This window comes from Brevundimonas kwangchunensis (assembly GCF_039523815.1).
Lineage (GTDB): Bacteria > Pseudomonadota > Alphaproteobacteria > Caulobacterales > Caulobacteraceae > Brevundimonas > Brevundimonas kwangchunensis.
The window spans coordinates 703751-726724 of the sequence record NZ_BAAAGA010000001.1 but is presented as its reverse complement, the minus strand read 5'-3'; the positions used below and the strand labels follow the sequence as shown (position 1 = coordinate 726724).

Sequence of the window (22974 nt, the reverse complement as noted above, 5' to 3'; positions counted from 1 at the left end):
GGAATGTTCTTGGTCCGCAACCCTAGTGTTGCAATGGCGTAATTTGGCCTGTTTTTGGATGACATAGGCCAATCAGGAGCGCATGCAGGCGTTGCTGCACCGAGTTCGAAGGCAAGGTTACGATGGCGAGAGGCAAGGGCGATGACGGTCCCCACCCGGTGGACCGGCACGTGGGCCGGCGAGTGTGCGAGAAGCGCCTCGCATTGGGTTACAACCAGAGCGACCTCGGACGAGCTCTCGGTCTGACCTTCCAGCAGATCCAGAAGTACGAGAAGGGCGCCAACCGCATCTCCGCCTCGAAGCTTTGGGACATCGCCCGGTTCTTCAAGGTCGATATCGGCTTCTTCTTCGAAGGCCTGACCGGCGCACAGCTGGCCGGCTACAATGAAGACGGCGCGGCGTTCGAACACGACTTCCCGGCCACCCGCTACACGATCGAGATCAATCGCCTGGCGCCCCAGCTGTCGACCCGACAGCAGAAACTGGCGCTGGACCTGATCCGCGACATGACCGACCGTACCGAGGGCGACGAGGGCTGATCGCCCTCCCTCATTCCTCCGATCGATCCGATCCCTGACGGCGACGACCGAAGGTCGGCGCCCGTTCTTTCTGTTCGGCCCAGTAGGCCGCGCCGCTGTCCGGCTTGAACATCGTCTTGGGCACGCCGTCGCGCGACAGCACCGCGAAGGTGTTGGTCGAGGCCTGATACAGCAGCACATCCCCGTTCGCCCGCTCGACCCGTTCCGTTCCCGACGGCGGTGAGCCTGTGAAGGCGCGAACCTTGCGCAGATAGTCCTCGGGCGTGCGGGCGTCGAAGTCGGCGCCGTTGCGCTCGAACAGTCGCACCACCTTTTCGTCCACGCTCTCGCGCCGGTTGGCGGTCAGCGCGGGCGCGGGCTGGCCACCGCCCTTCCCGGCCTCGCCAGCGGCGTCCGCCCGCGTCGTCGGCGCAGCCTCGTCGCTCGCACTGCGATCCCGCGTCTCCACCGCAGAACCGCCATCCCCGCATCCCGCGAGCGTCAGCATCATCAGGCCGGCCGTCGCCAGCGTCATCGGTTTGAACATTCCGCCCTCCCGTACACGCTTCAGCGGCGCGAAGTAATCACAGGTTGTTCGTTCCCGCAACGTTCGCCGAAGCGTCACTCGACGCAGGGGGGCCGCATCGCTAGATCGGAAGGATGAGCACCGCTGCCCTGTCCGAACGAAAGATCCTGCTGATCGTGGGCGGCGGCATCGCGGCCTACAAGTCGCTGGAGCTGGTGCGCCTGCTGAAGAAGTCGGGCGCAGAGGTCATGAGCGTGCTGACCGCCGCCGGGGCCGAGTTCGTCACGCCCATGTCGCTGGCGGCCCTGACCGGCCATCCCGTTCGCCAGGCCCTGTTCATGCCCGAGGACGAGACGGCCATGGGCCATATCGAGCTGTCGCGCTGGGCCGATCTGGTGGTGGTGGCGCCGGCGACGGCGGGCCTGATCGCCAAGGCGGCCAACGGCTTCGCCGACGACCTGGCCTCGACCACGCTTCTGGCCACTGACAAGCGGGTGCTGCTGGCGCCGGCGATGAACGTGCGGATGTGGCTGCACCCCGCGGTGCAGGCCAATGTCGAGCGGTTGAAGGGCTTCGACGGCTTCCATGGCGTCGCGGTGGTCGGACCGGGCGAGGGCGAGATGGCCTGTGGCGAATTCGGCCCGGGCCGGATGGCTGAGCCGGCGGCCATTCTGGATGCGATTTCCGGTCTGCTGGCCGGCCCCGACGGACGCCCGCTGGCGGGTCGCACGGCGGTGGTGACGGCCGGTCCGACCTTCGAGCCCATCGACCCGGTGCGGGGCCTGACCAACCGCTCCAGCGGCAAGCAGGGCTATGCGATCGCCGAGGCGCTGGCGGCGCTGGGCGCCAAGGTGACGCTGGTGTCCGGCCCGGTCGCCCTGTCCGCTCCGGTGGGGGTCGAACGGGTCTGGGTCGAGACGGCGCGCGACATGCAGGCGGCGGTCAAGGCCGCCTTCCCCGCCGACATCGCCGTGATGAGCGCCGCGGTCGCCGACTGGCGCGTGGACGGCGTGGCCTCGGGCAAGATCAAGAAGGCGCCGGGCGGGCCGCCGTCCCTGTCGCTGATCGAGAACCCCGACATCCTCGCCGGCGTCTCCAAGCCCGGCAAGGACCGGCCGACGCTGGTCGTGGGCTTCGCGGCCGAGACGACCGACCTGGAAGCCAACGCCCTGGCCAAGCTGTCACGCAAGGGCTGCGACTGGATCGTCGGCAACGACGTATCGGACGACGTGTTCGGCGCAGACGGCAATGCGGTGACGCTGTTCACCCGCGACGGCGCCGACAGCTGGCCGCGCCAGTCAAAGACCGAGGTGGCGCGCAAGCTGGCCGCCCGCATCGCCGACCACTTCAAGGCCTGAGAGATACCCCGCCCATGACGACCGTCCGCGTCGAGCGCCTTCCGCATGCCGAAGGCCTGCCCCTGCCGACCTATGAGACCACGGGCTCGGCCGGGATGGACCTGCGCGCGGCCCTGCCGGAGGGTGAGCCGCTGACGCTGGCGCCGGGCGCGCGGGCGCTGGTGAAGACGGGTCTGAAGATCGCACTGGAGCCGGGTTATGAAGCCCAGGTGCGGCCTCGCTCGGGTCTGGCGCTGAAGCACGGCATCACCTGCCTTAACTCGCCCGGCACGGTCGACAGCGACTATCGCGGAGAGGTTGGCGTGATCCTGATCAACCACGGTCAGGAGCCGTTCGCGATCCAGCGTGGCGAGCGCATCGCCCAGATGGTCATCGCCCGGCACGAGCAGGCGACCGTCGTCGAGGTCAAGGCGCTGGACGAGACAGCGCGCGGCGCGGGTGGCTTCGGCTCGACGGGGCGTTAGGAGGCCGAGGCAACCACTTCGGGCCATGGCCGCCCCGTGATTTCGCGAGTGGCGGTTCGGCAGAGTCCGCTACCGATGGTCACGATCACGCTCTCGGGTTCGGTCAGTTCGGCCTCGGAAATGCGGTCCCTGATTGCAGCCGCGTCAGGGCCCTCGAGACAGATAGCAGCTCCCATGGCTGCGAAATGGGTCACAGGGAGCATGTCGTTCATGACCAGCGCGCCGACGTCGAGCATCAGTTGCAGGAAGTCCCCGACGGGCGCGCCGGAAGGCTGGTAGAGCACGATACTCGTCTGCTCCGGCCCGCTGGGCCGGAGAGCACCCGAGGTCCGACCAAACCTGGCAGCCGCGTCGCCATGAGATACGACTTCGGGCGTCGAGGCGCCCAGCGCCGTAAGGTCAGGACATTCGTCAGATCGCGCCGGCACGAACAGAAACCCCTGCCTTCCGTCAAAACTGGTCAGCCCGCCGTTTTCGATGGTCAGTTCCAGCATCGTGAAGGTGGGTGGGATTTCCTCGAAGGTGTAGCGGCAAATCTTCTCGAAGATCGTCGCCTCTCCCCTCCGTCCGAAGCGCACATCAGCGGCCTGATCGGCGTTCGCATCCGCCGCGCAGCCCAACGCGAGGGCTGGCGCAAAGGCCAGTGCGGCCACGACTGTGAGAGGAAAACGCCGCATCAGCTCAACCTAGAAGCAATCCCATGCTCGGTGCAACCAAACCCGCGGAGCCTTCCGGCCTGAGCCGCGTTAACCCTGCTTCCCGGCCAAGCTCGGCCGTAGTGAAGACAGAGGATGCGGTATGGATTCCCTCATCGACTCGATCATGACCTTCCTGTCGGCCCTGTTCGGACTGGCGCAGGGCGGCTTCGACGGCGTCAACCAGGTCATGGGCCTGCTGATCGCGGTGATCGCGGCCCTGATGATGCCGGCGTGGAGCCGGCTGTGGGCCACGGCGTTGGGCGCGGCCTTCGTGCACATCCTGATCGGCGTCCTGAGGCCCGTTCTGGACGGCGGGTCGCTGGCCCTGCCGCCCCTGCTGACGCTGGGCTTCTGGATGACGGTGCTGGCCCTGTTCCTGGGTTATGCGATCGTCATCGCCGTGTTCTTCTTCATCAAGTCGCTGTTCACGGGCGGCGGGCGTCGCAGGGTGCACGCGCACTGAGGGCCTCTGGCCCTCAGTCATTCTTTTGGGCCGCGGTCAAAAGGCTCCGCCTTCTCGACCCGACGCGGCCTGGCGGTTCGCGCACCACTCGCGCTCAGGCAGTGAGCCGCCGCGCGGCGAGCGTTAGCGCACTCCGTCAGGCCTAGGCCTGACGGAAACCAAGAACGTCCTGCATGTCGTAAAGCCCCGGCTTGCGGCTGCGGACCCAGGCGGCGGCCGCCACCGCGCCCTTGGCGAAGAGCGAGCGGTCGATGGCGGAGTGGCTGAGGGTCAGGACCTCGTCGTCCGAGGCGAACAGCACGGTGTGTTCGCCGATGATGCCGCCGGCGCGGGTCGAGGAGAAGCCGATCTTGCCGGTCTCGCGCGGACCGGTGATGCCGTCCCACGGCGGCATGCGAATGTCCTCGAGGTCCTCGGCGCGGCCGTTGGCGACCGCCTCGCCCAGCATCAGGGCGGTGCCTGAGGGCGCATCCACCTTGCGGCGGTGGTGGGCCTCGGAGATCTCAATATCCCAGTCGCGGGCGTCCAGCCGCTGGGCGGCGTGTTCGACCAGTCCGATCAGGATGTTGACGCCCAGCGAAAAGTTTCCGCTGCGCACGATGGCGATCTTCTCGGCTGCCTTCAGGATTTCGGCGTCCTGCTCCTCGGTCAGGCCGGTGGAGCCGATGACCAGGGCCGGACCGCCGACGGCGGCGCAGGCCTGGGCCAGCTCGACGGACGCCTCGGGCGTTGAGAAGTCGATGATCACGTCGCACAGCGACAGGTCCGGGCTCTCGCCGCGGTCGAAGCGGGCGGCGACGACGACGTCCTCGCGGGCGTCCAGAACGGCCGAGACGGCCCGACCCATGCGGCCCCGTGCTCCGGAAATGCCGGCGTGGAAGATGGCGCTCAAATCGGTCCCCTCGAAGAGTTCATCCGCACAATGGATGAATTCGCTGATTTCGCTATCCCGGCGCGGTGCCTACTGCGCGTTCTCCGCGCCGAGGATGTCGGCCCAGAAGCGCTTGGCCTTGCCGGCGAAGGAGGCGTTCTTCGGCGTCTGCGTGTCGCCCAGCGAGGCGGCCAGCTCTTCCAGAAGCTCCTTCTGGCGGGGCGTCAGGTCGGTGGGGGTCTCGACGAACAGCTCGACCACCAGATCGCCGCGCTGGCGGCCGTTCAGGTGGGGCATGCCCTTGCCCTTGATGCGGACGGTCTTGCCGGTCTGGGCGCCCGCGGGGACGACGACAGGGGCCTTGCAGCGGCCGTCGCAAGCTTCGGACACGAGACAGGGGGCGTCGATCTCGCCGCCCAGCGCTGCGGTGGTCACCGAGACTGGAACGGTGACCAGAAGGTCGAGATTGTCGCGCTCGAACAGCTCGTGCGGAGTGACTGAAAGGAAGACGTAGAGGTCGCCGCGGGGACCGCCGCGCTGGCCGGCGTCGCCCTCGCCCGACAGGCGGATGCGCGAGCCGTCGTCAACGCCGGCGGGGACCTTGAGGTTCAGGACGCGGTTCTTGCGGACCTGACCGTGGCCCAGACAGCTGGTGCAGGTGTCGGCCTGGGACAGGCGGCTGCCCTGACCGCCGCAGTGCGGGCAGGTGCGCTCCATCTGGAAGAAGCCGTTGGCCTGACGGATGCGGCCGGCGCCGCTGCAGGTCGAGCATGTGGTCGGCTTGGCGCCCTTCTTCGCGCCCGTGCCTTCGCAGGTGTCGCAGGTCGCGGTGGTCGGGACCGAAATCTCGACGTCGGCGCCCTTGTAGGCCTGCTCCAGCGTGATCTCGAGGTCGTAGCGCAGGTCCGAGCCGCGACGCGGGCCCGACTGGCGTCCGCCGCCGCGCTGACCGCTGAAGACGTCCCCGAAGGCGTCGCCGAAGACCTGGGAGAAGATGTCGTTGATGTCGTGGAAGCCCTGGCCCTGTCCGCCGCCGCCCATGCCGCCGTTGACGCCGGCGTGGCCGAAGCGGTCGTAGGCGGCGCGCTTCTGGTCGTCGGACAGGACGGTGTAGGCCTCGGAGATCTCCTTGAAGATCGCCATCGACTCTTCCGAGCCGCCGTTGCGGTCAGGGTGGTGCTGCATCGCCAGCTTGCGATAGGCCGACTTCAGACCGGCGGCGTCGATCGTCCGCTCGACCCCCAGAACTTCGTAATAGTCACGCGCCATCAGGCGTTCGTCCTCTTACTCTCGCCCTCGCTTCGGGCCTGTTCCCGGCCTTTGAAGCGAAGCGTTGACCGGGCTGACATGGGCGCCCGATCCGATGATGCAAGTTTCAAAAGAAGGCCCCGCCCGTCGAAGGACAAGCGGGGCCATATCGTTTCCGCGTCAGGAGTGACTTACGCGTTCTTCTTGTCGTCCGCGTCCGAGACTTCCTCGAACTCCGCATCGACCACGCCGTCGTCAGCCGGTTGCTCGGCCGAAGCCTCGTCACCGCCCGTGTTCTGGGCGGCGTACATGGCCTCGCCCAGCTTCATCGAGGCTTGAGCGAGGGTGTTGGTCTTCTCGCGGATGGCTTCCGGATCCGTGCCGTCCTTCGCCGACTTCAGGTCGTCCAGAGCGGTCTGGATGGCGGCCTTCTCGGTGTCGCCGATCTTGTCGCCGTGCTCGGACAGGGCCTTCTCGGTCGAGTGGATCAGGCTGTCGGCGCCGTTCTGGGCCTCGACCAGTTCCTTGCGGGCCTTGTCGGCCGCGGCGTTGGCCTCGGCTTCCTTGACCATCTTCTCGATGTCGGCGTCCGACAGGCCGCCGTTAGCTTGGATTCGGATCGACTGTTCCTTGTTGGTTGCCTTGTCCTTGGCGGTGACGTGCACGATGCCGTTGGCGTCGATGTCGAAGGCGACCTCGATCTGCGGCATGCCGCGCGGCGCCGGCGGAATGCCCATCAGGTCGAACTGGCCCAGCACCTTGTTGTCGGCGGCCATCGGACGCTCGCCCTGGAAGACGCGGATCGTCACGGCCGACTGGTTGTCGTCAGCGGTCGAGAAGGTCTGGCTCTTCTTGGTCGGGATCGTCGTGTTGCGTTCGATCAGAGGGGTGAAGACGCCGCCGAGGGTCTCGATGCCCAGGGTCAGCGGGGTCACGTCCAGCAGCAGCACGTCCTTGACGTCGCCTTGCAGCACGCCGGCCTGAACGGCCGCGCCCAGCGCCACGACTTCATCGGGGTTCACGCCCTTGTGCGGCTCCTTGCCGAAGAAGGCCTTCACGGCCTCCACGACCTTGGGCATACGGGTCATGCCGCCGACGAGGACGACCTCGTCGATGTCCGAGGCCTTCAGACCGGCATCCTTCAGGGCCTTGGCGCAGGGCTCGATCGTGCGCTGGACCAGATCCTCGACCAGAGCCTCGAGTTTGGCGCGCGACAGCTTGATGTTCAGGTGCAGCGGGCCCGAGGCGTTCATGGTGATGAATGGAAGGTTGACCTCGTACTGGGTGGTCGAGGACAGCTCCTTCTTGGCCTTCTCGGCCTCTTCCTTCAGGCGCTGCAGGGCCAGCTTGTCGGAGCGCAGGTCGACGCCCTGCTCCTTCTTGAACTCGTCGGCCAGGTAGTCGACGAGGCGCAGATCGAAGTCCTCACCGCCGAGGAAGGTGTCGCCGTTGGTCGACTTCACCTCGAACACGCCGTCGCCGATCTCGAGGATCGAGACGTCGAAGGTGCCGCCGCCGAGGTCGTAGACGGCGATCTTCTGGCCGTCGTTCTTGTCCAGACCATAGGCTAGGGCGGCCGCGGTCGGCTCGTTGATGATGCGCAGGACTTCGAGGCCGGCGATCTTGCCGGCGTCCTTGGTCGCCTGACGCTGGGCGTCATTGAAGTAGGCCGGGACGGTGATGACGGCCTGGGTGACCTTCTCGCCCAGATAGGCCTCGGCGGCCTCCTTCATCTTGCCCAGGGTGAAGGCGCTGATCTGCTGCGGCGAATAGTCCTTGCCGTGGGCTTTCACCCAGGCGTCGCCGGTCGGGCCCTTCGAAATCTCGTAGGGCACCATGCCCTTGTCCTTCGCCACGACGGGATCGTCGTAGTTGCGGCCGATCAGGCGCTTGATGGCGAAGAAGGTGTTGGTCGGGTTGGTCACGGCCTGACGCTTGGCGGGTTGACCCACCAGCACTTCGCCGTTGTCCTGGATGGCGACGACCGACGGGGTCGTGCGGTTGCCTTCCGCGTTTTCGATGACCTTGGGGTTCTTGCCGTCCATGACGGCCACACACGAGTTGGTGGTGCCGAGGTCGATGCCGATGATCTTGGCCATGGGCTTTGTCTTTTCACTCCATACAGCGGGCGATGCGGCGGCCTTTTAAAGCGAAGCGCCGCGCGTGACCGCCCCCGTTTCAGGTTCCGGTCGTTGGTGGATGTCGAAGCCCCCACGGCTTGCGGGGTTTTCAACGGGTTGTCGCCGATATGGGAAACACCCCCGGCCCTGCAAGCCCCTATTGTCCCGCGGGCGAGATTCCTCGTCAGACCTCGTCAGAAGACGGGCCCGTCTGTTTCCCGGATAACGGCGTCATCAAGGGAGCCGACGATCCCGCCGGCTGGGGAGAACAGACATGATCGCCTTCAAGACCATCGCCCGCGCCGCGCTGATCGCCGCCGCCCTGGGCACGACCTCCATCGCCACCGCCGCCGAGCCGCTGATCGCGGCCGAGAAGGTGACCACCATCACCGTCCAGTCGCGCGACGGCCTGAACCGCCGGGTTCGGATCCACAACCAGACCGGCTGGACGATGAGCCATTTCTACGCCTCGGACAGCCGCATCGACAGCTGGCAGGAGGACATGCTGGGCTCCAGCGTTCTGGGCGCCGGCCGCAGCATCATGATGAATATCGACGATGGCTCGGGCGCCTGCCTGTACGACTTCAAGGCCCGCTTCACGAACGGCCAGGAACTGACCCGCATGCAGGTCAACGTCTGCCAGATCGCGGACTACTACTACACCCGCTGATTCCGTAGTCAGCGGATGAGAAGGCCGCCTCCCCTCCGCTGGGGGGAGGCGGTTTTCGTTTGGGCGTCAGTCGCCGGCTTCGCTGCGATAGACGCGGCCGTCGCGCATGACGAAGTCGACCGAGGTCAGTGTCGTCACATCGGTCAGGGGATCGCCGTCGACGGCGATCAGGTCCGCGCGCTTGCCGGGCTCCAGCGTGCCGATCTCGTCAGCGAGGCCCAGCAGGTCGGCCGCGTTGACCGTGGCGGCGTGAATGGCCTGCATCGGCGTCATGCCGTGCTGGACCATCAGGGCGAACTCGTCGGCGTTGCGACCGTGCTTCGACACGCCGGCGTCGGTGCCGAAGGCGATGCGGACGCCGGCCGGCACGGCCCGTTGCAGGGACTCGCCGGTGATCCGGATGCGCCACTGGATCTTGGGCAGGACCTCCGGCGAGTAGGCGTTGGGGTCGGCGGCCAGACGTTCGATATAGCCGTTCACCGTCGACAGGGTCGGGACGTAGTAGGCGCCGGACTGGCGGAACAGGCGCAGGGTCTCGTCGTCGAAGATGGTGCCGTGCTCGATCGAGTTCGCGCCCAAACGCAGGGCCAGATTGACGCCGTCTGCCCCGTGGGCGTGAACGGCGACCCGCAGGCCGTACAAATGCGCCGTCTCGATCAGGGCGCGGGCCTCGTCCTCGAACATCTGGGCGCCCAGACCGGCCCCGATGCGGCTGTTCACTCCGCCGGTGGTGGCGATCTTGATCACACGCGCCCCGCGTCCGACCTGGATGCGGACCGCCTCGCGGCAGCTCTCCACACCATTGCAGACGTTATCGTGCGGCATGACCTCGCGCAGATCGTCGTTGAAGCCCAACCGGCCGTCCATGTGGCCCGAGGTCGTCGAGATGCTGTTCCCGGCGTCTATGATGCGCGGTCCCGGCAGGCGATGGGCTTCGGTCTCGTCGGCGAGCGCCAGGGTGACGCCGCCGCTGTCGCCGAGGTTCCGGACGGTGGTGAAGCCGGCCATCAGGGTCTTGCGGGCGTTGTCGGCGGCGCGGAAGGCGTGGACCGGCAGGTTCTCGGTCATCTCCGACACCAGACCGGCCTGACCGCCGAAATCCGAAACCAGATGCACGTGGCTGTCGATCAGGCCCGGCAGGACGAAGCGGTCCCTCTGGTCGATGACCGTCGCGCCCGGGAAGGCGGCGGCGTCGATGAAGCCGTCGCGGATCTCGACCACCCGGCCGTCCCGGATGACCACCGTCGAGGGTCCACGCGGCGCCTGTCCGGGGCGATCCAGCAACCGCCCGGCCTGAACCAGGGTGACCGGTCCCTCCGGCGGCGTCGTGTCCTGCGCCCACGCGTGTCCGGCGATCAGCGCCATGGCCGCGGCGCATGCTGCGATCCGTTTCATTCATCCCTCCCCGGACGTCCGAAAGTCGCCACCACAGCGCAGATCGCGCCTCTCCGCCAGCGGACAATCATATAAGGACATCTTTATGGGTTTCTTGCGGTTGCGGCGTCGGCGGTCTATACGCGCGCCAAACCAAGGACCCGGAACAGATCCATGACCGACTATATCGTCCGTGACATCTCGCTTGCCGACTTCGGCAACAAGGAAATCGCGATCGCCGAAACCGAAATGCCCGGCCTGATGGCCCTGCGCGAGGAGTACGGCGCGGCGCAGCCGCTGAAGGGCGCGCGGATCGCCGGTTCGCTGCACATGACGATCCAGACCGCCGTGCTGATCCAGACGCTGGAAGCGCTGGGCGCCGAGGTTCGCTGGGCTTCGTGCAACATCTTCTCGACCCAAGACCACGCCGCGGCCGCCATCGCCGCCAACAAGACCCCGGTCTTCGCCGTGAAGGGCGAAACGCTGGAAGAGTACTGGGACTACGCCCACAAGATCTTCGAATGGGCTGACGGCGGCTACCCGAACCTGATCCTCGACGACGGCGGCGACGCGACCCTGCTGTGCGTGCTCGGTCCGAAGGCCGAGATGGACGCCTCGGTCCTGGACAACCCGACCAACGAGGAAGAGGAAGCCCTCTACAAGGTCATGAAGCGGTACCTGAAGGAGAAGCCGGGCTTCTACTCGGCCATCCGCGACGCGATCGGCGGCGTGTCGGAAGAGACCACCACCGGCGTGCACCGCCTGTACCAGATGGCCGAGCGCGGCGACCTGCCGTTCCCGGCGATCAACGTCAACGACAGCGTCACCAAGTCGAAGTTCGACAACCTGTACGGCTGCCGTGAATCGCTGGTCGACGCGATCCGTCGCGGCACCGACGTCATGCTGTCGGGCAAGGTCGCCGTTGTCTGCGGCTACGGCGACGTGGGCAAGGGCTCGGCCGCCTCGCTGCGCCAGGGCGGCGCCCGCGTGATCGTCACCGAGATCGACCCGATCTGCGCCCTGCAGGCGGCGATGGAAGGCTATGAGGTCCAGACCCTGGACGACGTCGCCGACAAGGCCGACATCTTCGTCACCGCGACGGGCAACAAGGACGTCATCACCGTCGAGCACATGCGCGCGATGCGGAATAACGCCATCGTCTGCAACATCGGTCACTTCGACTCGGAGATTCAGGTCGCCGGCCTGAAGAACTTCAAGTGGGACGAGATCAAGCCGCAGGTGCACCACATCGAATTCCCGGACGGCAAGAAGATCATCCTGCTGTCGGAAGGCCGTCTGGTGAACCTGGGCAACGCCACGGGCCACCCGTCGTTCGTGATGTCGGCCTCGTTCACCAACCAGACGCTGGCGCAGATCGAGCTGTGGACCAACATCAAGGCGTACGACAACAACGTCTACACCCTGCCCAAGCACCTCGACGAGAAGGTCGCCTTCCTGCACCTGGCCAAGCTGGGCGCCCAGCTGACCGTGCTGAAGAAGGAACAGGCCGACTACATCGGCGTGCCGACCGAAGGCCCGTTCAAGCCCTCGCACTACCGCTATTGATCCCTGCCTGAAGGCGGAGACGGGGAGGCCCGGCGGAGCGATCCGCCGGGCCTCTTTCGTTCAGGCCACCATCAGCTGCCCGAGCTCCTGATCGCGGTCGGCCAGGCCGGTCTCGAAGTCCATGAAGACATCGATCAGCTCGTCCACGCTGACCGGCGGCGCGCCGGGAGCGAAGCGGAAGCGCCAGAAGCTGATCACGTGCTGCACCGCGCCCAGCTGCTCGCCCAGACGGGTGAACAGCCGCGGCGCCCTGAGGAGGAAGTCGCGGAAGGCCGCGGGCTTTCCGTGCACCGTCAGGTCCGCATAGGCGTCGTCGTAGATGCGCAGGGTGGCCGAGACCTCCTCGCAGGTCTTCATGATCCGCTCGTGCAGCACCCTGCGGCCGCGATCCAGATACTCGCGCGCAGTGCGGTCGACCTTGCCCAAGGGCTTCACCGTCGCGACGGCGTCGGCCACGGCGGTGACGTCGCCCAGCAGGCTGGTCAGCACCCATTTGTAGTAGAGGAAGCCCTTCCAGCAGAAGACGCCCTCCTGATACTCGTCCGGGTGCAGCTGCAACGTCTCGCGCAGCGCCTCCATCCGGTCGCCGGGGTCGCTGGACAGGATCTTGCCGGCCAGACGTCGGGTCGAGCCGACGGTCTCGATGTCGTCGCCGACGCTGAGGGTGACCAGCGGCCGGATCTCGCTCTCGACGAAGGCCAGCATGCGGTCGAGGTCGGCATCGCTGATGGAGAAGTAGCAGGCCGCCGGCTCGACCCCGCCGCGCTTCAGCTGCTCGCGCAGCAGGAAGGGGTCCAGCGACGGCAGGGCGTCCATCAGGCGCAGGGTGACCAGATCGGGGTGCCCGGGCTCGATGCCAAAGGACTCCTGCATCAGGCGCTCGAAATTGCGCTGGTCCACGAAGACGAAGCGGCCGCCGGTCTTCAGGTCGTCGCTGTCGATGGGAATGACCACCTTCGTCGACACCTGACGACGCAGGTGGAAGGCGTCGAACTCGTTGCGACGCAGGCGGTGCTTGATGATCAGAGCGCGGTTCAGCGCCACGGTGCGGAATATCGGCTTTTCCGCATAGTCGGGGTCGCGCCGGTGATCGTTGTAGACCTTCAGCAGGTTCAGCACGCGCGCCGTCGACGCAGACTTGCGCAGGTGAGCCAGGTTTCGGATCGCGCGGTCGGTCATCAGGCCCCTCTGAAGGGGTCATACAACCAGAAAAAGATAACCAACCGCTTAGCTTGGTTGTGATGAATTACCGGGAGCGCCACGAGGACGCTCCCGGCCGTGTCGATCAGAAGCGGGCGTTGAGGCTCAGCCAGAAGCTGCGGCCCTTGTCCTTGTTGTTGTAGTGATCGAAGAACAGCGCCTCGTTACGGCCCGTCCCGCCGACGTTCAGGTCGAGATAGTCGCCGTCGCTGTTCAGGTCGCGGAACTCGGCGTCATAGGTGGTGAAGTCCTCGTCCAGCAGGTTGTTCACCCGACCATTGACCGTCAGCCAGGGGGTCAGTTCGTAGGAGCCGCCGAAGTTGAACACGGTGTAGCTCTTGTAGAACAGCTCCTCGCCGGTGATGGCGTGCAGGCCGCGGTAGCGGTCCGAGCGGGTCTCGCCGGTCAGAAGCAGGTTGAAGCGATCGGTGACCTGCCAGTCGAGCGAGGCGTTCGCCATGTGACGGGCGCTGTTGCCCAGCGGGCGGCCGATCTCGGCGCCGCTCTTCTGTTCGCTGTCCGTCCAGGTGTAGTTCCCGCGCAGACCCAGATTGTCGAGAATGCGCCAGCGGCCCGCGATCTCGGCGCCGCGGATCACGACCTCGTCGATGTTGGTGGCGCGGCTGGTCGAGCCGTAGCCGAGGTCGGCGTACTCGCCGCTGCTGGCGCAGGGCAGGGTGGTGCCGGCGCCGCAGGGCTGGTTGGCGATCTTGTCCTCGAAGGTGTTGTCGAAGACCGTCAGGTTGAAGTTATGGCCGGCCGGGGATTCCCAGTAGACGGCCAGTTCGGTGCTGACGCTGGTCTCGGGCTGCAGGTCCGGGTTGCCGAACATGGGCGAGGTGCCCTGACCGCCGAAACCGGTGATGCCGTCGTACAGCTGGGTGGTCTTGGGCGTCTTGAAGCCGGTCGAGACGCCGCCCTTGATCGTCCACTGGTCGTTCAGGCTGTAGACGCCGTACAGGCGCGGGCTGAAGTGGTCGCCGAAGACATCGTGGTCATCGTAGCGGATGCCGGCGGTCAGGGCGAAGGGCTCCACGATCCGCCAGGTGTCCTCGGCGAACAGGGACCACATGTTGTGCTCCTGCTTCAGGCCCGGCGTGCCGCTCTCGATGCCGAAGACGCCGTCGGTCAGCTCGCCGCGGATGATCTGCAGGCCGGTGACGACGGTGTGTTCGCCGGCCATCTCGAACGGCACGGTCAGCTGGGCGTCGAGGGTGTACTGGGCGCTTTCCAGCGTGCGTTTGGGACGCGGCAGGAAGGTCGCCTCGGCCGCGGCGCGGCGCTGGGCGAGGGTCTGGCCGGCATAGGCGCCGGTGCCGTCGATCATGGTCAGCAGCAGGGCGCGTTCAGCCACGGTGAACGGCATGGTGCGGCCGTCGTTGTTGGTCGCGACGTGCGACAGCGACACGCGGCTGGTCCCGAAGCCCCAGTCGCCCTGGTGGGTCACGGCCCAGGCGTCACGGGTGAACTCCTGCGCCGGGGCGTAGCCGACCTGCGGATTGGCGCGACGCGACCAGGTCCCGCCGCTGGCGGTGCAGGCCGCCGCGTTGGAGCCCGTGCCGCCGAGGCAGAAGCTGCTCGCGGCGAAGATGCTGTTGATGTTGTCGACGGTGCCGACCGGATATTCCTGATTGCCGGCGTCGTTGATCTGGATGGCGTTGTTGTACTCCTGACGCGACGTGTCGTAGTCGACCGTCACCGTCTGGTTGGAGGTCGGGGTCCAGGTCAGGCTGAGGCCGCCGGCGATGTTCTCGTTGTCGACCGTCTTGCCGCCGCCGCCGAAGCCCAGCGAACGGACGTGCTGGTGGCCGGCCGGGTCGGTGACGGTGTCATAGACCGGGTTCGAGGCGTCGCGGTTGTACCAGCTGCCGCGCACGGCGAGGTTCAGGACGCCCGGGATGAGCGGGCCGTTGGCGTAGAAGTCGACGGTGGTGTCGTCGCCGTACTCGTCATTGGTCTCGAAGGTGCGGGCGGTGGTGATCGAGCCGGCCCAGCGGTCGAGATTGCGCCTGGTGATGATGTTGATCACCCCGCCCATGGCGTCGGCGCCGTACAGGGTCGAGGCCGGGCCGCGGATGACCTCGATGCGCTCGATCGAGTCCAGCGGCGGGATGTGGTTGAACTGGTTGCCGCCGAAATTGTTCGGATAAATGTCGCCGTGGTTGTTCTGGCGACGGCCGTTGATCAGGATCAGGGTGTAGTCCGAACCCATGCCGCGCATGGAGATGGTGCCCTGACCGGTCTTGTCGCGGGTCTCGCCGATGTCGACGCCTTCCAGATCGCGCACGGCGTCCAGCAGGGTCATGTAGGGCCGGGTCTGCAGCTCCTCGACCGTGATCACGCTGATGCTGGCCGGAGCGTCGACGATCTTCTGTTCGAAGCCGGCGGCGGTGACCACGACATCGTCCAGCTGCGACGAGGCGGCTTCCTGGGCCAGCGCCGGACCGGCGGCCATCAGAAGCGCCGTGGCCGAGGCCCAGGTCGAGGCGGAACGAAGACGGGAACGAGAAAGCATGACAACCCCTGCAATTGCGAGCGCCTCTCAATCGCTTTCGAAGCTGCACCGCAAGGAGGGTGTGCGAATCCGTCGCAATCTCAGCGACCGATGGTCCATATTGCGGGCTATGGCGCGCGACCGGAGCCGGGCCTAGAAGGGCGGCATGAGCAGTTTTCTCGACATCCTGATCCTGCTGGCTATCGCCGCCGTGGCGATCACCCTGGGACTGGGTCTGTACTCGCTGTATCGCGGCGGCGATTTCGCCCGGTCGTATTCCAACAAGCTGATGCGCCTGCGGGTGTTGCTGCAGGCGATCGCCGTCGTTCTGCTGGTGGTCGGCATGTGGTGGAAGTCCACGCACGGAGCCTGAGCCCATGGTCGTCCTGAACCGCATCTATACGAAGACGGGCGACGGCGGTCAGACGCGGCTGGCATCGGGCGCGCCGGTGTCCAAGAGCGATCGCCGGGTCGAGGCCTATGGCGCGGTGGACGAGCTGAACGCCGTCATCGGCGTGGCCCGGTTGCACTCGGGCCAGAACGATCGCATCGACGCCATGCTGGGCCGGATCCAGAACGAGCTGTTCGACCTCGGCGCCGATCTGGCGACCCCGCTGGACCCGGAACCGAAGTGGGAGGCCCTGCGCATCCTCGAAAGCCAGGTCGAGCGGCTTGAGCAGGAAATCGACTGGATGAACGAGACGCTGAAGGCGCTCGACAGTTTCATCCTGCCGGGCGGCGCCCCCCTGTCGGCGCATCTGCATCTGGCCCGCACGGTCGCGCGTCGGGCCGAGCGCGAGGCGGTTCGGCTGGTCGAGACCGGCGAGAGCGTGAACGGCGCGGCGGTGCGCTACCTGAACCGCCTGTCGGACCACCTGTTCTGCGCCGCGCGCCGGGCCAACGCCAACGGCGCCGGCGACATCAAGTGGAAGCCGGGCGCAACGCGCTAGCTGCGCTTGCCCTTGAAATACGCATAGATCGACATGGCGTGGCCGTGTCCGAGGTCGAACTCGCTCTTGAGCCAGTCGGTGACCTGCGTCGCCTTGACGCCGTGCGCCAGATCGTCGCCCGAGACCAGGCCGGCGGCTTCGGCCAGGGCCTTCAGCGCGTCCGGAGACTTGCCGGTCTTCGTCTGGACGTTGTCCAGATAGGCCTGGAACGACACCCTACTGGCCCCGCTGGGCCGCCAGAGCCGCGCGCTGGCGGTCTGCATCGGCGTCGCGGGCGGCCTTGCGCTCTGCCAGCTGGTGTTCGATGGCGACCAGTTCGCGGTTCTTCTCGGCCGAAGCCTCGGCGCGGGTCTGGCCGTTCGGGCGGCCGGTGATCTCGGCGATCGACAGCGGCTGGGCGCAGACACGGCCGTCCGGGTCCCACCATTTGCCGGCCGCCTCGCAGCGGTCGCCGGGCGCCTTGACGAGGGCCTGCCAGGCGAAGGTCGCACCGACCAGCACCGCGAAGGTGCACAGGAACAGCACGCTGAGCCGCTTCATGGTCAGGAGGCGATGCATTTGAGGCGTTCCGTGGGTTGATGCGTTGACGCGACGTTACGTTGACAGGCCGGGCGTCGGGTACCTATTGCCTGACCCAACATTCCGGCGACTTTGTGGATAGCGCAATGAAGGTTCTAGTCCCCGTCAAACGGGTGATCGACTCCAACGTCAAGGCCCGCGTCAAGGCGGACCAGTCCGGCGTCGACCTGGCGAACGTCAAGATGAGCATCAATCCCTTCTGCGAGATCGCAGTCGAGGAGGCCGTGCGCATGAAGGAAGGCAAGGAGCATCACGCGGCCGGGACGGCCAGCGAGGTGGTCGTCGTCTCTATCGGCCCGGCCCAGGCGCAGGAGACGATCCGCAACGCCCTGGCCATCGGCGCCGACCGCGGCATCCTGATCCAGTCCGACACGGACCTCGAGCCGCTGGCCGTCGCCAAGCTGCTGAAGGCGGTGGTCGACGAGGAGAAGCCGGACCTGGTGCTGATGGGCAAGCAGGCCATCGACGGCGACAACAACGCCGTGGGCCAGATGCTGGCCGCCTTGCTGGACTGGCCGCAGGCGACCTTCGCCTCGAAGATCGAGATTGGTGGCGGCAAGGCCACCGTGACCCGCGAGGTCGACGGCGGTCTGCAGACCCTGGCCGTGGACCTGCCGGCGGTGGTGACCGTCGACCTGCGTCTGAACACGCCGCGCTACGCCTCGCTGCCGAACATCATGAAGGCCAAGAAGAAGGAGATCGCTGCGAAGGCGGTCGCCGACTACGGCGTCGATGTCGCGCCGCGCCTGAAGGTGCAGAAGGTCACCGAGCCGCCCAAGCGGTCGGCCGGCGTCAAGGTGGCTGACGCCGCCGAACTCGTTTCGAAGCTGAAAGCCGCGGGAGCTCTCTGATGGCCGTTCTCGTCATCGCCGATCACGACGGCTCGACCGTCCGCGAAACCACCGCCAAGACCGTGACGGCCGCCGCCGCCATCGGTGGCGACGTCGATATCCTCGTCGTGGGTCAGGGCGCCAAGGCCGCCGCCGACAGCGCCGCGAAGATCTCGGGCGTCCGCAAGGTGCTGCTGGCCGAGAGCGCCGGCCTGGGCAAGACGCTGGCGGAGGCCGTCGAGGCCACCGTCCTGCCGCTGGCCTCGGGCTACGACGCCATCCTCGCCCCGGCCAACACCGACGGCAAGAATTTCGCCCCGCGCATCGCCGCCAAGCTGGACGTCTCGCCGGTGTCGGACATCGTCGAGGTCGTCTCTCCAGACACCTTCGTGCGCCCGATCTACGCCGGCAACGCGCTGGAGACCGTCCAGTCGTCGGATGCGAAGAAGGTCATCACCGTGCGTCCGACCGCCTTCGCCGCGGCCGCAGAGGGCGGCTCGGCCTCGGTTGAGACCATCTCGGGCGGCGACGCCTCGAAGACGGCCTTCGTCAGTGAGGAAATGGTCAAGTCGGACCGTCCGGAACTGGGCGCCGCCAAGATCGTGGTCTCGGGCGGTCGCGCCCTGGGCTCGGCCGAGGAGTTCCACGCGGTCATGGACCCGCTGGCCGACAAGCTGGGCGCCGCCGTCGGCGCCTCGCGCGCGGCCGTGGATGCCGGCTATGCGCCGAACGACTATCAGGTCGGACAGACCGGCAAGGTCGTCGCCCCGCAGCTCTACATCGCCATCGGCATCTCGGGCGCCATCCAGCACCTGGCCGGCATGAAGGACTCCAAGGTGATCGTCGCGATCAACAAGGACGCCGACGCCCCGATCTTCCAGGTCGCCGACTATGGTCTGGTCGCCGACTACAAGACCGCCGTGCCGGAGCTGATGAAGGCTCTGGGCTGAGGGCTTTCACAGGCTGAATGATGAGGGCGCGGCTCCGGAAGGGGCCGCGCCTTTTTCGTCGGATGGGCGGCCGCCAGACACAAAGCGAAGCCATTCCTGATTTGAGCGTCGACATGTGGGGTTGTCTGGTCCTCGGATGAGCCTTTTCTCCGGACTGTCCGCCTTTCCGATCACGCCACTGACCCCCGAGGGGCAGGTCATCACGGACGATTTGGCGCGCCTTGTCAGTCGCATCGAGGCGGGCGGCGCCGACAGTGTCGGCCTGCTGGGCAGCACCGGGACCTATATGTTCATCAGCCGCGCGGAGCGGCGACGGGCCGTCGCGGCTGCGGTCGAGGCCGCAATCTCGATCCCGGTGATCGCCGGTGTCGGGGCCATGCGCACGGACGAGGCTGTCGCCCTCGCGAAGGACGCTGCGGCAGAAGGCGCGGCCGCGTTGTTGATGGCGCCGGTCAGCTACACGCCCCTGCTGGAGGAGGAGGTCTATCGGCATTTCGTCGCCGTCGCGTCGGGGACCGACCTGCCGCTGTGCATCTACAGCAACCCCGGCACGACGAAATTCACCTTCACGCCGGCGCTGGTCTCGCGGCTGGCGGCCGTGCCCACGATCGCGGCGATCAAGCTGCCGCTGCCGGCGACGGACCTGTCGGCCGATCTGGCTGCGTTCCGGGCCGCCGCGCCCGACCTGTCTATCGGCTACAGCGGGGACTGGGGCTGCAAGGATGCGCTGCTCGCCGGGGCCGACTGCTGGTTCAGTGTCGCGGGCGGCCTGTTCCCGAAAACGGCATCCGCTCTGGCGCGGGCCGCGATGGCGGGAGATCGGGCCGAGGCGGACAGGCTGGACGCAGCCTTCGCCGGTTTGTGGGAGCTGTTCCGCGCGTACGGCGGTCTACGGCTGGTTCACGAGGCGGCGCGGATCAAGGGGCTGACGACCGCCAGCCTGCCCCTGCCGCTGCTCGGGATCGACGACGCGCTGAGGGAAAGGCTGATTTCCGTTCTGCCGGAGTAGGTCGACGAGGTGCATCAGCGTCTGTCCGTCGCATGACGAAAATCGCCCTTTGACGGATCGGGCGACTGACGCCTTAATCCCCGCCGAGTTCGCGCCGCCCCTCATTCCGGACCTGGCGCACAAGGGGAGCTTTTCATGAGACTTCGCCGCCTGCGGGGCGCACGCCTCGCTCCGGGCCTCGCCGCCCTCGCCGTACTGGCCCTCGGGGCCTGCGCCACCACCGGATCGACGGACGCGCCCTCGGCCGACGGCTCGTCCACCCGCCAGCGGGCGGCGATGGCGCCGGGTCTGGATGCGGCGGCCAATCCCGATCCTTTCCCCTCGACCTATCGCGGCCTGCCGCGCGAGAACATGGCCATCGTCGGCGGCACGGTCTTCACCGGCGCCGGCCAGCGCATCGACAACGGCGTGGTGGTGATCACCGACGGGCGCGTGGCCGCTGTCGGCGACGCCTCGACCGCCATTCCGGCCGGCTATCGCGTGGTGCAGGCCAACGGCCGCTATGTGACCCCCGGCATCATCGACGTGCACTCGCACCTGGGCGTCTATCCGTCGCCGGGCGTGCAGGGCATGAGCGACGGCAATGAGGCGACCAGCCCGAACACGGCGCAGGTCTGGGCCGAGCACAGCCTGTGGCCGCAGGATCCGGGCTTCAACACCGCGCGCGCCGGCGGCGTGACCACGCTGCAGATCCTCCCCGGCTCGGCCAACCTGTTCGGCGGCCGCGGCGTGACCGTGCGCAACATCCCGTCGGTGACGATGCAGGGCATGAAGATGCCGGGCGCGCCCTACGGTCTGAAGATGGCCTGCGGCGAGAATCCTTCGCGCGTCTATGGCGGTCGCAACCAGAGCCCGGCGACGGGCATGGGCAACATGGCCGGCTACCGCGCCGGCTTCATCGCCGCGCAGGAGTATCGCGCCAAGTGGGACAAGTGGCGTGAGGACGGCGAGGGCTCGCCCCCGACCCGCAACCTGCAGCTCGAGACCATCGCCGGCGTTCTGGACGGCTCGATCCTGGTGCAGAACCACTGCTACCGCGCCGACGAGATGGCAATGATGATCGACCTCTCGAAGGAGTTCGGGTTCAAAATCACCGCCTTCCACCACGCCATCGAGGCCTACAAGCTGGCGCCGCAGCTGGCCCGCGAGGGCATCTGCGCCGACATGTGGACCGGCTGGTGGGGCTTCAAGATGGAGGCTCTGGACGCCGTCGAGGCCAATGCGGCTCTCGTCGACGCTGCGCCGGGCGGCTGCGCCGTCATTCACTCGGACGACGCAGAACTGACCCAGCGCCTCAATCAGGAAGCCGCCGCAGCCTTGGCCGCCGGTCGCCGGATCGGCATGAACATCCCCGAGGAGCGCGCGATCAGCTGGATCACGCTGAACGCCGCCCGCTCGCTGGGCATCGCCGATCAGACCGGTTCGCTGGAACCCGGCAAGCGCGCCGACGTGGTGATCTGGAGCGCAAATCCGTTCTCGGTCTACGCCCGCGCCGATCAGGTGTTCATCGACGGTGGTCTGGCCTTCGATCGCAACAACCCGGCCTATCAGCCGCTGTCCGACTATGAGCTGGGTCAGCCCGGCTTCGGCGTTCCGGCCGCCAACGTCCAGCAGGGAGCCCGCTGATGCGCCTCAAGAGCCTCATCCTTGGTGCGGCCTCGCTGGTCGCCCTCGCCTCGCCCGCGCTCGCACAGGAACTGACCGCCATCACCGGCGGCCGGGTCCTGACCGGCACGTCCGTCATCGAGAATGGCGTGGTCGTGATCCAGAACGGCCGGGTCGTCTCGGTCGGGACCGGCGCGGCCCCCTCCGGCGCGCGCGTCATTGATGCGCGCGGCAAGGTCGTGGCCCCCGGCTTTGTCGCGGTGGATTCCGGCCTCGGCGGTTCGGAGATCTCGTCGGTGACGGGATCGAACGACCTGCGCAACGGCGCCAACACCATCAGCGCCGCCTTCGACGTCAGCTATGGCCTCGACCCTTGGTCCTTCACCCTGCCGGTGGCGCGACTGGGCGGTATCACCCGCGCCATCGTGGTTCCGGCTCATCCGGGCAGCTCGGGCGGGCATAACCACCAGGACGACTCCGACTTCGCCGGTGTCGGCCATGCGGGTCTGCAGTCGCCCAGCCTGTTCGCGGGCCAGGCGGCGATCATCCATCTGGCGTCGGGCAACGACATCCTCGTGAAGCCGCGCGTGGCCCAGGTCGCGCCCTTCGGCGAGGCCGGAGCCGGCGTCGCCGGCGGCGCCCGCGGCGCCGAGTTCACCCAGTTCCGCGAGACCCTGGCCGAGGTCCGCCTGTTCGCCCGCAACCGCGCGGCCTACGACCGGGGCGATCTGCGGGCGCTCAGCCTGTCGCGCGCCGATCTGGAGGCCCTGATCCCGGTGGCCAACGGCTCGATGCCGCTGATCGTCACCGCCCGCCGGGCCTCGGACATCCAGCAGGTCCTGCGCCTCGCCCGCGAGGAAGGCCTGAAGATCATCATCGACGGTGGGGAAGAGGGCTGGCTGGTCGCCGACCAGATCGCCGCCGCCGGCGTGCCGGTGCTGTTGAACCCGATCTCCAACCTGCCGGGCAATCTGGAGACCCGCGCCACGCGGGCCCAGAACGCCGCCGCACTGGACGCCGCCGGGGTGGTGATCGCGATCAAGGGCAACGAGGGCTCGGTCCACCGCGCCCGCGAGACCCGCTACAACGCGGGCAACGCCGTCTCGCACGGCCTGCCCTACGATGCTGCGATCGAGGCGATCACCGTCAATCCGGCGAAGATCTTCGGCATGGCCGGCCAATTCGGCGAGCTGCGCGCCGGTGCGGCGGCCGATGTGGTCGTCTGGTCCGGCGATCCGCTGGAGCCCCTGTCGATCGCCGAGACGATCTTCGTCAACGGTCAGGAGCAGGCCCCGACCAGCCGCCAGTTCCTGCTGCGGGATCGATATCGGGATGGCGGCGAAGGGGCGATGCCGCCGGCCTACGGCCGGTAGGTCGCGAGCCAGGGTGAAGAGTGCTAGTGAGCGAGCAGTGAGCACTGAGGCTGACGTCAGCGTCTTCTGCTCACCTCGTGCTCACTAGCACTCGTCACTCACCCTGCA

General features: G+C 67.4%; 23 protein-coding genes. 13 read left to right on the top strand and 10 right to left on the bottom strand.

Translation table 11 applies throughout. The features are described from left to right. The first annotated feature begins 122 nt into the window (after positions 1-122). Complete coding sequence (locus tag ABDZ95_RS03520) at positions 123-539, top strand: helix-turn-helix domain-containing protein (protein WP_343790452.1); 417 nt, start codon at positions 123-125, stop codon at positions 537-539. 10 nt (positions 540-549) lie between these two features. Here ABDZ95_RS03520 and ABDZ95_RS03515 read toward each other — a convergent pair whose 3' ends face one another. Beyond that, positions 550-1065 carry an S-type pyocin family protein gene (locus tag ABDZ95_RS03515; RefSeq protein WP_343790449.1) on the bottom strand — a complete coding sequence of 172 codons (516 nt, stop codon included), beginning with the start codon at positions 1063-1065 and terminating at the stop codon, positions 550-552. A 113-nt stretch (positions 1066-1178) separates the two neighbouring features. On the opposite strand from ABDZ95_RS03515, the gene coaBC reads away from it, so the two are divergent. Beyond that, complete coding sequence (coaBC, locus tag ABDZ95_RS03510; RefSeq protein WP_343790446.1) at positions 1179-2402, top strand: bifunctional phosphopantothenoylcysteine decarboxylase/phosphopantothenate--cysteine ligase CoaBC; 1224 nt, start codon at positions 1179-1181, stop codon at positions 2400-2402. 14 nt (positions 2403-2416) lie between these two features. Then, the gene (gene dut, locus ABDZ95_RS03505; RefSeq protein WP_343790443.1) at positions 2417-2866 is read left to right on the top strand and encodes a dUTP diphosphatase; all 450 of its coding nucleotides are present in this window, start codon (positions 2417-2419) and stop codon (positions 2864-2866) included. On the opposite strand, the gene ABDZ95_RS03500 is transcribed toward dut, so the two are convergent. Beyond that, on the bottom strand, positions 2863-3543 hold the full coding sequence (locus ABDZ95_RS03500) for a hypothetical protein (RefSeq protein WP_343790440.1): 681 nt from the start codon (positions 3541-3543) through the stop codon (positions 2863-2865). The two genes, dut and ABDZ95_RS03500, sit on opposite strands and share 4 nt — an antisense overlap. A gap of 121 nt (positions 3544-3664) precedes the next feature. Here ABDZ95_RS03500 and ABDZ95_RS03495 point away from each other — a divergent pair, with 121 nt between their 5' ends. Next, positions 3665-4027: a hypothetical protein gene (locus tag ABDZ95_RS03495; protein WP_343790437.1), complete on the top strand. Its 363-nt coding sequence runs from the start codon at positions 3665-3667 to the stop codon at positions 4025-4027. 142 nt (positions 4028-4169) lie between these two features. On the opposite strand, the gene dapB is transcribed toward ABDZ95_RS03495, so the two are convergent. The 3 genes from dapB to dnaK all read right to left on the bottom strand — a co-directional run bounded on the left by dapB (position 4170) and on the right by dnaK (position 8245). After that, on the bottom strand, positions 4170-4919 hold the full coding sequence (dapB, locus tag ABDZ95_RS03490) for a 4-hydroxy-tetrahydrodipicolinate reductase (RefSeq protein ID WP_343790434.1): 750 nt from the start codon (positions 4917-4919) through the stop codon (positions 4170-4172). 69 nt (positions 4920-4988) lie between these two features. Beyond that, complete coding sequence (dnaJ, locus tag ABDZ95_RS03485; protein WP_343790431.1) at positions 4989-6167, bottom strand: molecular chaperone DnaJ; 1179 nt, start codon at positions 6165-6167, stop codon at positions 4989-4991. A gap of 170 nt (positions 6168-6337) precedes the next feature. After that, complete coding sequence (dnaK, locus tag ABDZ95_RS03480; RefSeq protein WP_343790428.1) at positions 6338-8245, bottom strand: molecular chaperone DnaK; 1908 nt, start codon at positions 8243-8245, stop codon at positions 6338-6340. A gap of 295 nt (positions 8246-8540) precedes the next feature. Between dnaK and ABDZ95_RS03475 the strand changes: the two genes are divergently transcribed. Further along, a complete protein-coding gene (locus ABDZ95_RS03475) occupies positions 8541-8936 on the top strand; it encodes a hypothetical protein (RefSeq protein ID WP_343790425.1) in 396 nt (131 codons plus the stop codon). A gap of 66 nt (positions 8937-9002) precedes the next feature. Here the strand turns inward: ABDZ95_RS03475 and ABDZ95_RS03470 are convergent, their stop codons facing one another. After that, a complete protein-coding gene (locus tag ABDZ95_RS03470; protein WP_343790422.1) occupies positions 9003-10331 on the bottom strand; it encodes an amidohydrolase family protein in 1329 nt (442 codons plus the stop codon). A gap of 153 nt (positions 10332-10484) precedes the next feature. Between ABDZ95_RS03470 and ahcY the strand changes: the two genes are divergently transcribed. After that, complete coding sequence (gene ahcY, locus ABDZ95_RS03465) at positions 10485-11876, top strand: adenosylhomocysteinase (protein ID WP_343790419.1); 1392 nt, start codon at positions 10485-10487, stop codon at positions 11874-11876. Positions 11877-11936: 60 nt separating this feature from the next. On the opposite strand, the gene ABDZ95_RS03460 is transcribed toward ahcY, so the two are convergent. Together ABDZ95_RS03460 and ABDZ95_RS03455 are read right to left on the bottom strand one after the other, a co-directional pair. After that, a complete protein-coding gene (locus ABDZ95_RS03460; RefSeq protein ID WP_343790416.1) occupies positions 11937-13055 on the bottom strand; it encodes a hypothetical protein in 1119 nt (372 codons plus the stop codon). 106 nt (positions 13056-13161) lie between these two features. Next, on the bottom strand, positions 13162-15591 hold the full coding sequence (locus tag ABDZ95_RS03455) for a TonB-dependent receptor domain-containing protein (RefSeq protein WP_343790413.1): 2430 nt from the start codon (positions 15589-15591) through the stop codon (positions 13162-13164). A gap of 145 nt (positions 15592-15736) precedes the next feature. Between ABDZ95_RS03455 and ABDZ95_RS03450 the strand changes: the two genes are divergently transcribed. Then, entirely contained in the window at positions 15737-15943 is a 207-nt protein-coding gene (locus tag ABDZ95_RS03450; RefSeq protein WP_343790410.1) for a twin transmembrane helix small protein, read from the top strand. Between the two features lie 4 nt (positions 15944-15947). Beyond that, positions 15948-16520 (top strand): cob(I)yrinic acid a,c-diamide adenosyltransferase, encoded by a 573-nt coding sequence (locus ABDZ95_RS03445; protein WP_343790407.1) that lies wholly within the window; start codon positions 15948-15950, stop codon positions 16518-16520. Here ABDZ95_RS03445 and ABDZ95_RS03440 read toward each other — a convergent pair. Then, a complete protein-coding gene (locus ABDZ95_RS03440) occupies positions 16517-16735 on the bottom strand; it encodes a DUF4287 domain-containing protein (protein ID WP_343790405.1) in 219 nt (72 codons plus the stop codon). The two genes, ABDZ95_RS03445 and ABDZ95_RS03440, sit on opposite strands and share 4 nt — an antisense overlap. 1 nt (position 16736) lies before the next feature. Continuing rightward, on the bottom strand, positions 16737-17078 hold the full coding sequence (locus ABDZ95_RS03435; protein ID WP_343790401.1) for a hypothetical protein: 342 nt from the start codon (positions 17076-17078) through the stop codon (positions 16737-16739). Between the two features lie 107 nt (positions 17079-17185). Between ABDZ95_RS03435 and ABDZ95_RS03430 the strand changes: the two genes are divergently transcribed. The 5 genes from ABDZ95_RS03430 (at position 17186) to ABDZ95_RS03410 (ending at position 22866) form a co-directional block, all read left to right on the top strand. After that, complete coding sequence (locus tag ABDZ95_RS03430; RefSeq protein WP_343790398.1) at positions 17186-17950, top strand: electron transfer flavoprotein subunit beta/FixA family protein; 765 nt, start codon at positions 17186-17188, stop codon at positions 17948-17950. Further along, positions 17950-18879, top strand: coding sequence for an electron transfer flavoprotein subunit alpha/FixB family protein (locus ABDZ95_RS03425; RefSeq protein WP_343790395.1), 930 nt, complete (start codon positions 17950-17952; stop codon positions 18877-18879). The genes ABDZ95_RS03430 and ABDZ95_RS03425 overlap by 1 nt, the downstream gene beginning before the upstream one ends. A gap of 136 nt (positions 18880-19015) precedes the next feature. Then, positions 19016-19888 carry a dihydrodipicolinate synthase family protein gene (locus tag ABDZ95_RS03420; protein ID WP_343790392.1) on the top strand — a complete coding sequence of 291 codons (873 nt, stop codon included), beginning with the start codon at positions 19016-19018 and terminating at the stop codon, positions 19886-19888. 135 nt (positions 19889-20023) lie between these two features. Beyond that, positions 20024-21514 carry an amidohydrolase gene (locus ABDZ95_RS03415; RefSeq protein ID WP_343790389.1) on the top strand — a complete coding sequence of 497 codons (1491 nt, stop codon included), beginning with the start codon at positions 20024-20026 and terminating at the stop codon, positions 21512-21514. After that, the gene (locus ABDZ95_RS03410; protein WP_343790386.1) at positions 21514-22866 is read left to right on the top strand and encodes an amidohydrolase family protein; all 1353 of its coding nucleotides are present in this window, start codon (positions 21514-21516) and stop codon (positions 22864-22866) included. Before ABDZ95_RS03415 ends, ABDZ95_RS03410 begins: the two co-directional genes overlap by 1 nt. The last annotated feature ends 108 nt before the right edge of the window (positions 22867-22974 follow it).

Coding starts and splice junctions, on each gene's coding strand:
- ABDZ95_RS03520 (WP_343790452.1), top strand. CDS start 123: ATGGCGAGAGGCAAGGGCGATGACGGTCCCCACCCGGTGGACCGGCAC.
- ABDZ95_RS03515 (WP_343790449.1), bottom strand. CDS start 1,065: ATGTTCAAACCGATGACGCTGGCGACGGCCGGCCTGATGATGCTGACG.
- coaBC (WP_343790446.1), top strand. CDS start 1,179: ATGAGCACCGCTGCCCTGTCCGAACGAAAGATCCTGCTGATCGTGGGC.
- dut (WP_343790443.1), top strand. CDS start 2,417: ATGACGACCGTCCGCGTCGAGCGCCTTCCGCATGCCGAAGGCCTGCCC.
- ABDZ95_RS03500 (WP_343790440.1), bottom strand. CDS start 3,543: ATGCGGCGTTTTCCTCTCACAGTCGTGGCCGCACTGGCCTTTGCGCCA.
- ABDZ95_RS03495 (WP_343790437.1), top strand. CDS start 3,665: ATGGATTCCCTCATCGACTCGATCATGACCTTCCTGTCGGCCCTGTTC.
- dnaJ (WP_343790431.1), bottom strand. CDS start 6,167: ATGGCGCGTGACTATTACGAAGTTCTGGGGGTCGAGCGGACGATCGAC.
- dnaK (WP_343790428.1), bottom strand. CDS start 8,245: ATGGCCAAGATCATCGGCATCGACCTCGGCACCACCAACTCGTGTGTG.
- ABDZ95_RS03475 (WP_343790425.1), top strand. CDS start 8,541: ATGATCGCCTTCAAGACCATCGCCCGCGCCGCGCTGATCGCCGCCGCC.
- ABDZ95_RS03470 (WP_343790422.1), bottom strand. CDS start 10,331: ATGAAACGGATCGCAGCATGCGCCGCGGCCATGGCGCTGATCGCCGGA.
- ahcY (WP_343790419.1), top strand. CDS start 10,485: ATGACCGACTATATCGTCCGTGACATCTCGCTTGCCGACTTCGGCAAC.
- ABDZ95_RS03460 (WP_343790416.1), bottom strand. CDS start 13,055: ATGACCGACCGCGCGATCCGAAACCTGGCTCACCTGCGCAAGTCTGCG.
- ABDZ95_RS03455 (WP_343790413.1), bottom strand. CDS start 15,591: ATGCTTTCTCGTTCCCGTCTTCGTTCCGCCTCGACCTGGGCCTCGGCC.
- ABDZ95_RS03450 (WP_343790410.1), top strand. CDS start 15,737: ATGAGCAGTTTTCTCGACATCCTGATCCTGCTGGCTATCGCCGCCGTG.
- ABDZ95_RS03445 (WP_343790407.1), top strand. CDS start 15,948: ATGGTCGTCCTGAACCGCATCTATACGAAGACGGGCGACGGCGGTCAG.
- ABDZ95_RS03435 (WP_343790401.1), bottom strand. CDS start 17,078: ATGCATCGCCTCCTGACCATGAAGCGGCTCAGCGTGCTGTTCCTGTGC.
- ABDZ95_RS03430 (WP_343790398.1), top strand. CDS start 17,186: ATGAAGGTTCTAGTCCCCGTCAAACGGGTGATCGACTCCAACGTCAAG.
- ABDZ95_RS03425 (WP_343790395.1), top strand. CDS start 17,950: ATGGCCGTTCTCGTCATCGCCGATCACGACGGCTCGACCGTCCGCGAA.
- ABDZ95_RS03420 (WP_343790392.1), top strand. CDS start 19,016: ATGAGCCTTTTCTCCGGACTGTCCGCCTTTCCGATCACGCCACTGACC.
- ABDZ95_RS03415 (WP_343790389.1), top strand. CDS start 20,024: ATGAGACTTCGCCGCCTGCGGGGCGCACGCCTCGCTCCGGGCCTCGCC.
- ABDZ95_RS03410 (WP_343790386.1), top strand. CDS start 21,514: ATGCGCCTCAAGAGCCTCATCCTTGGTGCGGCCTCGCTGGTCGCCCTC.